We start from the raw sequence: 14,718 nt of genomic DNA, 5'->3' as shown, positions 1-14,718 counted from the left end.
CCTGCATTTTTGTAGGGCTTTTTTTCAATGCTTTCAGTACATTTGTTTCCGCCCTTTGAAAAACAGCAGGTTATATAGTACCCCTAGAATGAATACAGGTGGGATAAAGAAGCATAACAGTAATTGCCCCTCTGGAGAAGACAAACGTCCACCAGTCACTAAAAAAGGGAGGATTAAACCAACTAAAACGGAGGCAATATTGAGAACAGCCATTTTAATGCAATGGATTTTATTTTTCTGCCGATAGCATAGCAAAAGAGAAAAATCAAAGGCACCATGATAATCAAATATAAGAAAAATGATGTAAAGACGATCCCCTTATATTCATTTTCATGGATAGTTTGATTAAAAATGATCTGGCCTCCTTTTTGGTAAAGCCAGGCTCCAACAGCATATGCAAAAACGACACCGATTGCTGCGAGGATATACCGTATGATGTTGTTCAAAGCGTTCACCTCGATTAATCAATATTATATTTCTCATTTATAAGACGCAAAAAAATGAAAAAAGTTACCATTTGCGGTTCTTTCGATTCTCCAATCAATTTTGGTAATTGTATCCAAAACCAATCTGGGGTATGATATAACTATGTTTATTTGAAGGGAGTGAGCGGCATGAAACGCCGGGCTAAAACAACGACAGTTGATATTATGGTGATTCATAATTGAATATGTAGGCAGAGACTTGCTCTGCTGTTTATTAGGGACTTCACTGCTCATTTTTCCTGTACAAGAGAGGATTAGGTAGACCGCAGACAAAGCCTGCGGTCTTTTTGCGCTCAAAAATGCCAACACAGCTAAATCCCGGATTCGCCAATGTAGTTCCACTAAATTAATCAATGATGGGAGCCTGATGTCTTGTGTTAAAGTTGAAATACCTTTTTAACAACGAGGACTTGGCGGAAATGATCTTGAAAAATTGGAAATATGATAAAGAATCGATAAATATGTTTAAATACCATCGAATTTCATCGAATGCTATTTACCCGTTTCAATGTGAAGGTAAGACGCAGCTGTTGCGATTTGCCCCAAAGACCGAGAAGCTGAAATCGAACATCTTGGCGGAGTTGGACTTTATTTCTTACTTGCGTGATCATCACTATGGAGTTTTGGAAACGGTTGCTTCCAGGAATGGTGAGGAGCTTGTGGAGGTACGGACACCCTGGGGCGAATATTTTGCGTCAGTATTTAAACGGGTATCCGGCGTACAGATCAGTAATACTGATTTTAGCGATACCGTTATCTTCAGCTATGGAAAAGCATTGGGGAGGCTTCATCGTTTATCTAGTCAATACACGCCTGGCCAATTTAAAAGATGGTCATATCGTGATGTCTTGGATTGGATCCAGGAAGTATTGAAGGATTTTCCGGATGAGTCAGCAGCATTGATGGAAACGGAACGACTACAAGTTTTTTTTGCTTCCATCCCGAAGACACCAATGAATTATGGGCTGATTCATTATGATTTCGAGTTTGACAATGTATTCTACGATGATAAGTCAGGCTCATGTAATGTGATTGATTTTGATGATGCCATGTATCACTGGTATGCAATGGACATCGTGCAAGCACTTGATAGTTTGGAAGATTGTATTCCAGCAGACATTTTTGAACTTAGGAAAAAATGCTTCATGGACGGATATCTCACTGAACATGATGATGTATCAGCGGATTATGAGCACATCTTACCGGCATGCCGGCGATTTGCGAATTTATATGGTTATGCTCGAATTTTGAGGTCAACCACTGAAAAATGGGAAAACGAACCTGATTGGCTGACAAATCTCAGAAAGAAATTGGAAAATAGTTTAGAGAGGAAATCTGCTTTCTTTGGAAAGTGATATTCAGTGGTGTAAAGCAAGGGCTATCCGCAAAGGATGGCCCTTAAAACTGACTGTTAAACATAGCAGTTAGTCCCCCTCACGCAATCCTTAACAGGCACAAGGTCATCCTAGAGAAAAAACTAAAAAGCTGTTCAACCTTTACCGATAACTATTACGCAGGCCGTTTAGTTTAAATTTAAAGAATAATCTGATTGAATACCTGAATCCATTCGCGTACCAGTTCGAAGGAGACGGGAGACGGGGTGCCCTCGTTGAGTTCATGTTCCAGCCGGGGATTTTCCGCGTTTGAAGATAGGCCGAATCAACTAGAATCCCCTGCGTTGTCGAGATTTTGTATAGGGCGATCGTAATATAATAATGAAATACGCTGTGTTAATCTGGCGTGTTTTGTCATTACCAGTATGTAAGTTGCGGGGATAAAGGAAAGAAAGGAGGAAGAAAGTACTAATCAAGATCAACGGCCTGCACACCCGCGGCACTTATCTGTTCATCTGGAATCCCGCAAGATTTCGATGATGAAAAGGGTCGCTGGGATCAAGCAAATTAGCATTTGTCTATTCGTCTGAGCGGTTATTTCGGGTAGATGAACTCGATGTCGCCAAAAATTTCGGGTATGGAGGAGAAATTTGTTTGAAACAAAAACGCAGTATAGGTAAAACTATGCTATCTTTCTGCCTGGCAGTTTTGCTTGTCTTGCAGACAGTGGTGTTCCCTGCTGACGCATTTGCCGAGAGCGTACCGGGCGATTCCGAGACGGCGTCGGTATCTGAGGCGGTATACGCTGAGCCGGACGAGCCGTCATCGGCGGACGAACCGCCGTCGGTGCCTGAGGTGGTATACGCCCCGCCAATGAATTTGGCAGTGATCGCGGCAGACCCGCTGGACAAAACGGAGTTGCTCACGGAAGCTAATAAGCCCTTTCCGCTGACGGTTACCCAAGGGACTCCTTCGAGTGAGATAAAGTCTACTACAGCCCCTGGCTACGACCCGATCGTTGACAAGATTAACGGTAGGCAGACTTTTACAATCACGTCGGAGAATCTCCGTGTGCCGATGCGGAGCGATAATGATGTGGATGCGAACAATCCAGACACTTACATCCAAAAAGGCGACTTCATTGAGTTGAAGCAAGCGGATTATTTTCAGGGTGTAACCTTGACGAGTGCCACAAAGGTTCTGAACGTCACCCTGTTTGGGCAAAACTACAAGCTGGGCACCGCCTATTTCAACCTGGATAGCATCAAGGTTGTGTTTGATGGCGATGAAAGCTTGTTCCTCCAGGGGAGGGATGTTTCCTTCAGCTTTGACACCACCGCGAAGGCCGATGTGAACGGCATGGACTACGGCACGACCAAGCCCCTCACCATTTTTGGGAGCGGCTATATGCTGGAAAATCCGAAAGTTACAGCGAAGTACAACATCAGCTTGCGCTCGAACAGTAACACGGACAGTTTTGTTACCTATACACAGCCACGAGGCAGGGTCGAGATATCCGACGCCGATTTTCAAGCGGGCAAAGTTAAATGGCAAGCGATCGTCACCGCAACTGACATGGACGACGTCAACATCAAGCTGCCGCTGGACGGAACGATATTTTCCAATGATCTTACTGATGTCGGCAATTATGTAACAGGTTCCTTTGAGGTAAAGGATGCCGACAACAATGTTGTGGAAGGAGCAACGCCGACCTATAACGGGGGCGAGCTGACCTACACCTTCCCTGGCGGTATCGGCAATACGGCAACTGTCATCTTCGAAACCTGGATTCCGAAGGAGAAATATTACACACAGTATCGGTATAATGATAGTAGCTGGGACTTCGCGAGAACACAACAAGTAAGCAATGGTACGGAAACAAGTGCAGTAAAATTGCTGAAATCAGACGACAATACGGAGCTGACAACAAGTAATCTGTGGACAGTTGCGCTCAAGCCCGTCTGGATTCAGAAGGACGGCGTCCAGAACTACAAGGATAACACCATCACATGGACCATTACGGTTAACCATAATGGCAAATACAACAGGAAGCCTCTGCAAGACTTGGTCATAACGGATGTCATCCCTACCGGGCTCACCTTCAAGTCGGCAACGTTTCAGAAGTTTGAAGCAAATGTATGGTCGGATATAAATACGATTACGATGAAGCCCGCAGACAATGCCTATTCCTTCGGAAATGTGAACGGCCCGGTGAGGCTAATCATTGTCACAGACATCACAGGCGCTCAAACCAGTTTTGTTAACTCGGCTACCGCCAAGTGGAATCTGGATCAGACGGACGGCAACGGGCAGAACAACGACAAAGGGGTAACGGATCAGGCAACGGTCACCAAAGCGACCAATAGCCTGAGCAAGACGGCCAACGGCGGCGATTTGACATCAGGTACTTTAGGATGGAAGGTGAGCTTTAAGCCGATGGATGCGATGCCGGACGGCAACATCTATGACCTGCTCGTATATGGAAATGGAAGCGACATTGACTGGAATAACGTTACGGTCAGCCCGTCCATCGATTCGGCACTCTTGACAGCAATACGAACCAAAAATGCGGCAAATCCAAGATACTGGCAGCGGTATAAGCCAGATTCCTTTGCCTCCGCCGATGGGTTAACTGAAAAAGTCTACACCATTTCCCAAAATGGCAAGGCAGTCGCCGACATCCTGTCCGTCACCGGTTTTACAACCGGAGAGAAGGTATATACGTATACCTTTAATACTTTCTTGACGAACTGGAAGGATTTTGCACACAACTTCGGGAGTAATTTTTATAATCAGGTATCTCTGTTCGACGATGGAGCTTATGCAATGGGCGCAGGTTCGAACAATAACGCTTTTAACAGCGGTATGCTGACCAAGGGGATGCTCTTTGCGTCAAAGCCAGTAAACCCGGCAACCGGCGTGGAAGATAATGTTACGCCAAATCAAGTCAACAGTTATATCTACTCCGGAAATGAGAAGGACTATTGGCCAAGAGCGGCCTATGACCGGGCGACCAACACGGTTACTTTCCGGTTGGCGGTCAACGCCAACGGAATCAAAACCGAGGAAATGGCCAAGCACGGTGGTACGCATGTCGCACAAAATATTCAGGTGGTCGACACCCTTCCCGAGGGCTGGGAGTTCAAGCCTTATTCCGAGGGAAAAGCATTTGAGATTTACAATGGAGCAAGATTCGATTATGGGTTAAGTGTCAATGCTACTTCAACCACACCTATTGCCAACCCCGGGGATTTGGTGAACTTCTCCACGTCCGGCAGCGTGGGAACGTTTAGCTTTACGAAGCTGGAACAGCCATACGTGATTTTGGTGAAGGCGGGTCCAACGGCAGCAACCCTCAAGCAATATGCCGATGCCGGCCAGACAGAACAGACGGTATATAACAAGGCGGAGCTGCGAATCAAATGGGGAGACGAGGATACGGTAGTCAACGTCGAGCGGGATAACAAGACGCCCATCCAGCGCAAAGTCATCGTTCCTCCGTCAAAATCCATGAACAAAACTGTAAAAAAAGCAGCCCCTGGCGTGCTGGAGTGGACCGTGGAATATGCTACGCCATTTACAGTGAAGGATACTGCTTATTTGCAGGATACGTTAGGCAAGGGACTTAAACTGCGCAATGACGAATTTGACCGGCTCTCTCTCCGGGCTCCCGATATGGCGGTCTATCCTGCCAAGCTAACGGCTAGCGGAGCTTTGGCCAAGGACGGAGAGGCTCTTGATTTGTACGCTCCTGACAGCGAGGTCAAGGTGACGGCGAACAAGGAGGCAGACGGGACAACGACTCTGACCTTCAAGATGGCGAATCCGAACAAGCTGTATCTGTTCGTCTACCAGACTGAAATCGACGGCACTGTGCTCGGTGTCGGCGACAAGGCGGGCAACAACGTGCAGATGATGGGCGACGATGCCGCCAAGGATGTCAGCAGCCATGCGGAATACACGGTAGAAAATGCAGACATTAGTGGCGGTGCCGGATGGCAACCTATTCTGAAGCTGAAGAAGGTCGATCCGGATGGCAAGCCGTTGCAGGGTGTAGAGTTTACGCTGTATAACAAGGACGGTTCGGTAGCTCTTGACAAGAAGGGCGATCCGATCAAGGGAGTTACCGACAGCAAAGGCGAGCTGATTTTTAACGTCGAGGTAGGACTTTACGATCTGAAGGAAACCTGGATCGACGAGACGACCTATCTGCCTACCGAGCGGGTTTATAACGTGCGTGTGTCTAGTACGCCATTTAACCCTATCTGGGTGGACGGCGATCTGGTAGATAGCACCAATCCGCTGGTCGTGCCTACACCGGCCCGAGGAAAGCTGACCATCAGCAATAAGGCGGAAGGCAACGGCAGCGATTCTTCTAAAGCTTTTGAGTACACCGTGACCTTCACCGGCGAGGGTAAGGACGGAGAGTACACCTATAAAAAGCCAGATGGTACAATTAGCGCTGTCAAGTTCAAGAGCGGAGACAAGATCTTCCTTAAGGATGGAGAATCTGTTGTTTTTCCGGCTCTGCCTGCAAATCTAGCCTATACCGTCACCGAGAGCGATTATACGACCGTTGACGGTTACACGACTAAGCCGGAGACGAGAGAACTATCCGGCACAATTGCTGATAAAGGCGATCACAAGGCGGACTTCATCAATGAACGGATCGTCAGCAAGCTGACCATCAGCAATACGGTCATGGGCAAGGACGGCGAGAAGACGAAGGAGTTCGAGTACACCGTCAGCTTTGAGGATGCAGGCAAGAATGGAAGCTATGCGTACACGAAGTCGGATGGCGAGACGAGTACACCGGGCACGATCAAATCTGGCGAATCCTTCACACTCAAGCATGGAGAGGTACTGGAAATTGTGGGTCTGCCTAAGGATCTGAAATACACAGTTACCCAGAAGGACTACACAGCCGATGAATACGTGACCAACCCTGAGGAACGGTATTATACCGGAGTCATGGAGGGCAAAGATGAAAATGCCCAGTTCACGAACGTACGAGTCTTGAAGGGCGGCCTGCTAATCAGCAACACGGTTAAAGGCAAAGACGACGACAAGAAAAAGCTGTTCAAGTACACGGTCACCTTCACAGGCGAGGGAGCAAACGAATCCTACGCCTATGAGAAGTCGGACGGCACCAAGGGCACGATCGCAAGCGGAGACACCTTCGAGCTTGCAGACGGCCAGACGTTCATTGTACAAGGGCTTCCGACGGATCTTCAGTATACAGTGACCCAGGATGATTACACGCAGGACGGCTATGTGACAGATGAAAGTCTCGTTCGCACAGGCGTCATTCCGGAGAAAATAGCGGCGGAAGCACACTTTGTCAATACCCGCCCGTATCTGGAAGGCGTGCTGCGTGACAACAACACAGGAGAAGTCATTCCGAATGCGTCCATCACGGTGACCAATCTGAAGACAGGCGAGAAGCAGACGATTCAGACGAATGAGAAGGGCGAATACTCGGTCATCGCCGAGGCTGATACCGACTATACGGTCACATTTACGAAGTTGTATCAGGTAGGCGGTAAGGATGTGCCTGTCGAGTTCACGCAAAAAGCAAATGTAGACGTCAGCGTGATTGACGAGACCGTTCCGGCTGACATCACAGCTGTCGGCATCGTGCTTCTGAAACAGCCTGAAGGGCAGACTTCGCTGCTGGGCAGCGAGTTCGCCGGCAAGATGCGGATCTATTTGCAAGATGCGAATGGCCACTATGTTGTAGATGAGGACGGCGCTCCGAAAGCGTTCGACTTGCAGCCGAACGGCGCTTTCTCGGCGGAAGGATTAGCTGCGGAAACCTACAAAATGGAAGTTCGTTACGAAGTTGCGCCAGGCAAAGAACTGACGGTAGCTAAAGCGGATCTGGACGTGAAGGCGAACGGGGAATTGAATATTTCCCAGGAGCTCGTTGACCCGTACGGCATTGTTTACGATGCAAGCAAGGGGATCACCACAGGGCAAATCGAGGGAGCTACGGTAACGTTGTATTATGCGGATACGGAGAGAAACAGATTGAAGGGAATCGATCCGGGCACGAAAGTAACCTTGCCTCCGGTTCCAGGCTTCCCGCCGCACGATAACAAGAGCCCGGAGCAGGACAGCGACGCAGCCGGCTTTTATGCGTACATGGTATTCCCGGAAACGGATTACTACCTGGTTGTAACGAAGCCCGGGTATGAAACGTATACGAGTGAAACGATCTCTGTCGATTTCGACATCGTAAAATACAACGTACCGATGAAGCCGGTTAGTTCCGGCGGTGGAGGCGGTGGAACTGGGCCTGTCAACCCTGAGCCAGAACCAGCGAACCCTGAACCTGAACCTACCAAGCCCGAGCCTGAAAATCCTGTTCCCGGCGACGGCGGTAACGGAACCGGAGGTGGTGGCAACGGATCCGGTAGCGGAGACAAAGACGACAACGGAACCGATAAAGATGACGACGGATCTGATAACGTCAACACAGGAACTGACAACGTCAACACAGGAACTGACAACGTCGGTGACGGAGCCGAAAACAACGACAACGGAATCGACAACGTCGACGACGGATCTGATAACGTCAACAATGGGACTGACATCATCGACGACGGAGCCGATAACGTCAACAACGGAACTGACAACGACGACAACGTAGTCGACAACGTCAACAACGGAGCTGGCAACGACGATAACGGAGCCAACAACGTCAACAACGAAGCTGGCGCTGGCAACAAAGGAACCGTTAACGCCGACAATGGAACCCGTAACGACGATACCGGCAGCAAGCTGCCAAACACAGCAACGAATATGTACAGCTACTTGTTGGCTGGATTCATCATTCTAATTGCTGGTCTGTTCTTGCTGAGAAGGAAGAAGCATAATTAATTTCCAAAACAGAACCTCCCCTTCAGGCTGAGTTGCTTGAAGGGGAGGTTCTATTGTTGGCTGACAGAGTGGCAAATAATAAACAATTGACATCATCTTATTGGTGATATAACATTATCCCTAATAATTATAATACGTTGAAAAGGAATAGTACGATTTTCTAAGCGAACAGAGAGCTGTTGGATGGTGTGAAACAGCCGTGGAGAAGATCGGAACTCGCCTTGGAGTTGCTCGCTGAACCCAAAAGTGCGAGTTCAAAAAGTTGGCTTTTCAGCACCGAGAAGGTTGGATGAAGCTAGGGACTGAGGAGCGGAGCGTACTTGGGGTACGTGAGCACCGGAAGGCCCGGCTGAATTCAATATTCGATGCCGAGTTACTCCTTGATCCACTTCGTGATCAAAAGACGACTTTTTGAACAACCTCTTTAAAGTAGGTGGAGCCGGAGCCTGACCGTTATCTTCAGGAGGATGCCGGGTTGTCCGTTTTTGCAAGCCCGTATCCGTAGAGTGCATGCCGCGTATGGCATGAATTCGGAGTGGTACCGCGTAAGATGTCAAAGTCTTTCGTCTCTGTTAGTGGAGATGAAAGGCTTTTTTTGCGTGTTCGGTATTTGGCTGTTAGGCACAGAAAATCGATGAAAGGAAGGGATATCCATGAAAAACGTTAATAAGTACGCCAGAGGATATTTTATGCCGCCGGAGGCAAGCCTGAATTGGACCCGGAAAGAATATATTACAGAGGCGCCGACTTGGTGCAGCGTCGACCTTCGCGACGGCAATCAGGCGTTAATCGTTCCGATGAATCTGGAGGAAAAACTGGAATACTTCAAATTGCTAGTAGATATCGGGTTCAAGGAGATTGAAGTCGGATTTCCCGCAGCATCGGAAACGGAGTTCACCTTTTTGCGCACATTGATCGAGCAGGATTTGATTCCGGATGATGTAACGATCCAAGTGCTGACCCAATCGAGAGAGCACATCATCCGCAAAACCTTTGAATCGCTGAAAGGCGCGAAGAAAGCCGTCGTCCATCTGTACAACTCGACCTCCGTGGCGCAGCGGGAGCAGGTGTTCCGCAAATCCAAGGAAGAGATTATCGACATCGCTGTGAGCGGCGCCAAGCTGTTGAAGGAATGCGCGGAGGAGACGGAAGGGAACTTCCAGTTCCAGTATTCGCCGGAGAGCTTCACCGGTACGGAGATCGAATTTGCGCTGGATATCTGCAACAGCGTGCTTGACGTGTGGCAGCCGACGGCGGAGAACCCGGTCATCATCAACCTTCCTGCAACGGTATCCATGTCGATGCCTCACGTCTATGCCAGCCAGATCGAGTACATGAGCGAGCACCTGAATTTCCGGGAGCATGTGATTTTGTCGCTCCATCCGCATAACGACAGGGGAACAGGTGTGGCGGATGCGGAGCTGGGGATGCTGGCGGGAGCCCAGCGCGTTGAAGGCACTCTTTTTGGAAACGGGGAAAGAACAGGGAACGTAGATATTGTGACGCTGGCTCTCAACATGTATTCCCACGGGGTGGACCCGAAGCTGAATTTCGAGAACATCCCTGTGATCGCTTCCGTTTATGAACGGCTGACCAAAATGAGAGTGAGCGAAAGACACCCTTATGGAGGCGAGCTGGTATTCACCGCGTTCTCTGGTTCCCATCAGGATGCCATTGCTAAAGGAATGAAATGGCGCGAGGAAAAGGAACCTCAGCATTGGTCGGTCCCTTATCTGCTGATTGATCCCAAGGATATCGGCAGGGAGTATGAAGGTGATATTATCCGCATTAACAGCCAGTCCGGCAAAGGCGGAATCGGATATGTGCTGCAGCTGAAGTACGGACTCGATCTCCCGGCGAAAATGCGTGAAAATTTCGGATACTTCGTTAAAAACGTATCGGATCAGCAGCAAAAGGAACTGATGCCTGAGGAAATATACGATATTTTCGTGAAGGAATATGTGAACATACAAACACCTGTGGAGTTTATCAAATACCGCTCTACAGACAATGAAGATTTTCAAACCATCGTCACGATTCGGACCGGCAATGAAGTCAAGGAAATTACAGGCACCGGGAACGGAAGACTCGATGCGATCAGCAATGCTCTGCAAACCGATCTTGGACTGAATTATACCGATTTGATCTACAAAGAACACGCTCTGGAAACCGGCTCTAAATCACAGGCTGTCTCTTATATCGGTATCACGGCTCCGGACGGCAGCGTGTACTGGGGCTGCGGCATTGATGTTGATATTATGACCTCATCTGTAAAAGCTCTGTTCAGTGCTGTGAATCAATTTAGCCGTAATACCCAGGTATAAGTCTGGTCAGCAGAGATTAGAATAGATCATGTCAATGATCCATTAATAAAGTAACTGTGACCCTTCTGCAGCATGCAAAAGGGTCTTTTGCTGTGGATAGCAAAGAGCGATTCGTATAGCCTGTTGTGGTTTTTTTTAGTGATCTTATGATATTTATTTTAATATTTATTTATAAGGAATATACTATAATAGAATCGATGTGAATTATCGAAGTTGTCGGATTAAAAAGGAGAAGATTTGTGAGCTTATCCGTATGGTACGATCTCTCTTTGTTCCTCCTGTTATTTGCATTATTCGTATATGTGTTTGCAACTGTTACAATTACTGATTTGCGTAAAGTTTACCTTTTGTTCCATTTCCTGATGATGCTTTGGCCGCTGTGTCAATTTGCTACAGGTATTACGCGTGATGGGCATTTACAGCTGTTATATGTGACCCTGTCTTTTGTTGCGCTTTCGATGTTGGGGAGTGGTTGGCTTCTTCTAACAGCCTTTCTTACCGGAAATGCAAATAGATTAGGAAGAAAGAGATTACTCTTGCTGTCGATCCCCGCTGTTGTTGCAGCAGTCGGCGTAGCCATGAACCCGTTTAACCTGTTCGTAAAACCGCTGGGTGGCGGGTACATACATAGAGAATACGGTCCATGGTTTTGGGTTGTGATCGTCATTTTATTATGCTATTTTTTTGCTTCGCTCTCTTTTTTATTTGGGGCATTCCATTCTTGCAGAACGATATTAACCATCAAAAAACAAGTCAAAATAACGCTCTGGGGAATCTTCGTGCTGGCCACTTTTGCATTAACGGACCTGCTTCTTAATGTGGTCTTAAGGGAGTGGCTCCCGATCGTTCCGGGGTTGACCTCGGCGGGCATTTTTATCTCTGCTTTATTTTTTGTATTTGTCATTAAAAGATACAATGTTTTGGATATTGTCACCATCGCTCATGATGATGTGATCAATACAATTCCGTATGGAATTATGGTAGTAGACGAGAACGAATCCATTATTGAAGTCAACAAAGCCTTACGGTTATTTGTGGATGTAAATGTGGGGGACTATTTTGATATGGAGAAATTTCTGGGATCTGTTCGAGTAGCTGGCAGCAGCCGGAGGTTCCTCGATCATTACAAGTATAAAAATAATACGTTATCTCAAATTGAAATTATCATTGGGCGAGATATCGTGAGTCATTTTATATTGCAAGCTTCTCCAATCGTTGACTCTTACCGTATGCAAATTGGTCGTATTCTTATGTTTCAGGATGTCTCGCAAGAGCGCTATCTTGTAAAAGAACTAAATCGGCAGAATGAAATCCTGCGGGAACGCAATCATTCTCTTGATAGCATTCGCAACGAATTATCCATAGCCAATCAAAAACTCAGGGAAATGGCGCTTACGGACAGCTTGACAAATTGCTACAATCGCCACTATTTAACCGAACAGTTAACTCAACAGATTAAAGCCAATATTCAAGATAGGACTCCATTTTCACTAATCCTGTTTGATGTGGATTTCTTTAAAGCCATTAATGACCGCTTTGGACATGTCATAGGGGATGAAGTCCTTTATCGTACTGCCCAGACCGTTAAACAATCTCTTCGCAGTACGGATATTCTAATCCGTTACGGCGGGGAGGAATTCATCATCTATTTGCCGGATACAGACCGCCGGTTAGCTGAAGAGCTGGCGGAACAAGTGAGATTATTGGTAGAGTCCACTCGCATTTTGGTGGGGCAAGAAAACGAACCTGTTTCCATTACCCTCAGCATGGGGGGATTATCTGTTGAAAATTTTGAACATGAACATTTACCGGCCAGTCCGGAAGGGGACTTAATAGGACTCCTTTCTGAGGCAGATAAGGCGCTTTATCAAGCCAAGGCGAATGGACGCAATCGGATTAGATTTGCTGAATATCAAAAATAGAATTTACCACTGTTGACATTTTATTTAACTGGGATTAATATTGAAAAAACATTTCGCAAGAAGTTGACACTTAAAAATTTTATAATAAGCAGGCTATGATTGCTATGGATCGTACTATAGCAGGAGCAGCTTCTGGAGAGACCGCGGGAATTCCGTGGCGCCGAAGGGTTCACCATCTCAGGCAAAAGGACAGAAGAGTACTAAGTAATCCATTTGTTATGCTGATTTTCAGTATAACAAAGCTTATTTATTATTCTTATGACCATGAGATTGGAGCGATCCAATCTCTTTTTTTATTTGGCAAAATTCCGTTTGACATTAAGGAGGGTCCGGTTTTGGCGCAACAAGAATTGAAGAGAAATTTGAAAAATCGGCACGTTCAGCTCATTGCAATCGGCGGGACCATTGGTACCGGGTTATTTTTAGGATCGGGTAAAGCAATACAGCTGGCAGGGCCATCCATTATCTTTGCTTATTTCATCGTGGGAATCGCCGTTTTTTTTGTGATGAGAGCGCTGGGAGAACTTCTGTTATCCAAAGCGGGGTATCAGTCTTTTACAGACATTACCGAAGATTATCTTGGGCCGCGAACAGCATTTGTAACCGGATGGACGTATTGGTTTTGTTGGATCATGATCGCTATGGCCGACATCATTGCCGTTGGGATATACGTGCAGTATTGGTTTGATATTCCCCAATGGATACCTGTGATCATTTGCTTGATCATTTTATTGGGACTGAATTTATTAACGGTTAAAAGTTTTGGAGAATTGGAATTCTGGTTTGCTTTAATCAAGGTCGTGACGATTCTCGCACTGATTGCCATTGGCATTATATTGCTGGTGCTGGGATTCAAAACGGATACGGGAGAGGTTGCTTTAAAAAATATTTGGGGGCATGGCGGTATTTTTCCAAACGGGATTTCAGGCTTCCTGCTTTCCTTTCAAATGGTTGTGTTTGCTTATGTCGGTGTGGAAGTGGTGGGTGTATCGGCGGCGGAAACATCCAATCCGGAAAAAAATATCCCATCAGCCATTAATAAAATTCCTTTAAGAATTCTGTTTTTCTACATTGGCGCATTGCTTGCCTTGTTATGCATTAACCCATGGACGGAGCTGAATGCGGCAGAAAGTCCTTTTGTTAAAACATTTAGTTTGGTGGGGATTCCCATTGCCGCAGGAATTATTAACTTCGTCGTATTGACGTCAGCCGCTTCCGGTTGTAACAGCGGAATGTTTTCAACAAGCCGGATCTTATATAATTTGGGCAGGAATAATCAGGGTCCGTCCAATTTAGCCAAACTGAATAAAAATCATGTACCAAGCAACGCGTTATTCATATCCACACTGGTTGTTTCCGTGGGGGCTCTTTTAAGCAAGCTGATTCCGGAACAAGCTTTTGGCATTGTGACAACCATTAGCGCCATTTGTTTTATTTGGGTTTGGGGTGTCGTTCTTATTTGCCATATAAGGTACAAGAAGACACAGCCGCAATTACATGAACAATCCAAATTCAAAGCACCGTTTACGCCGTTCATTAATTATGCTGTCCTGACGTTGTTTGCATTCATTCTTATGGTAATGCTCTTCGCTGATGAGACTCGTCCGGCGTTATTATTGACACCGCTCTGGTTTATTCTATTATTTGCTGTGTATGCAAGCAGAAGAAGGGGAAGAACAACAAAGTAAAAAAATCAGCAATCCATAGATGGCTGACATCCGCTACGCCATGTGTTAACGTGACCTGATGTGTAAAAGGCATCCGATTCGGG

Annotated in this window: 6 protein-coding genes, 1 riboswitch and 1 other annotated feature; of the genes, 5 read left to right on the top strand and 1 reads right to left on the bottom strand. The window is 46.7% G+C overall.

What is annotated here, in order from left to right:
• Positions 1-182: 182 nt before the first annotated feature.
• Positions 183-446, bottom strand: a complete 264-nt coding sequence (locus tag ACI1P2_RS22600) for a hypothetical protein (RefSeq protein WP_355322904.1) — start codon at positions 444-446, stop codon at positions 183-185.
• Between the two features lie 413 nt (positions 447-859).
• On the opposite strand from ACI1P2_RS22600, the gene ACI1P2_RS22595 reads away from it, so the two are divergent.
• From ACI1P2_RS22595 to ACI1P2_RS22575, 5 genes are all read left to right on the top strand, one after another.
• Positions 860-1,840: a phosphotransferase enzyme family protein gene (locus ACI1P2_RS22595; protein WP_355322902.1), complete on the top strand. Its 981-nt coding sequence runs from the start codon at positions 860-862 to the stop codon at positions 1,838-1,840.
• Positions 1,841-2,473: 633 nt separating this feature from the next.
• A complete protein-coding gene (locus tag ACI1P2_RS22590; protein ID WP_355322900.1) occupies positions 2,474-8,701 on the top strand; it encodes a DUF7601 domain-containing protein in 6,228 nt (2,075 codons plus the stop codon).
• A 128-nt stretch (positions 8,702-8,829) separates the two neighbouring features.
• Positions 8,830-9,275: a binding site (T-box leader), on the top strand.
• Between the two features lie 79 nt (positions 9,276-9,354).
• Complete coding sequence (gene leuA, locus ACI1P2_RS22585; protein ID WP_355322898.1) at positions 9,355-11,025, top strand: 2-isopropylmalate synthase; 1,671 nt, start codon at positions 9,355-9,357, stop codon at positions 11,023-11,025.
• Between the two features lie 239 nt (positions 11,026-11,264).
• Positions 11,265-12,947 (top strand): histidine kinase N-terminal 7TM domain-containing diguanylate cyclase, encoded by a 1,683-nt coding sequence (locus tag ACI1P2_RS22580; protein WP_355322896.1) that lies wholly within the window; start codon positions 11,265-11,267, stop codon positions 12,945-12,947.
• Positions 12,948-13,069: 122 nt separating this feature from the next.
• A riboswitch (glycine riboswitch) is annotated at positions 13,070-13,150 on the top strand.
• Between the two features lie 132 nt (positions 13,151-13,282).
• A complete protein-coding gene (locus ACI1P2_RS22575) occupies positions 13,283-14,635 on the top strand; it encodes an amino acid permease (protein ID WP_355322894.1) in 1,353 nt (450 codons plus the stop codon).
• Positions 14,636-14,718 lie beyond the last annotated feature (83 nt).

The organism is Paenibacillus jiangxiensis, from assembly GCF_046098255.1.
Taxonomy (GTDB): Bacteria; Bacillota; Bacilli; order Paenibacillales; family Paenibacillaceae; genus Paenibacillus; species Paenibacillus jiagnxiensis.
Note: the sequence above shows the minus strand (reverse complement) of the source record. Positions and strands in the feature narration are given on the sequence as shown.

Bases quoted from the DNA above. Each gene is read 5' to 3' on its own strand.
- leuA (WP_355322898.1), top strand. From the start codon at position 9,355: ATGAAAAACGTTAATAAGTACGCCAGAGGATATTTTATGCCGCCGGAG.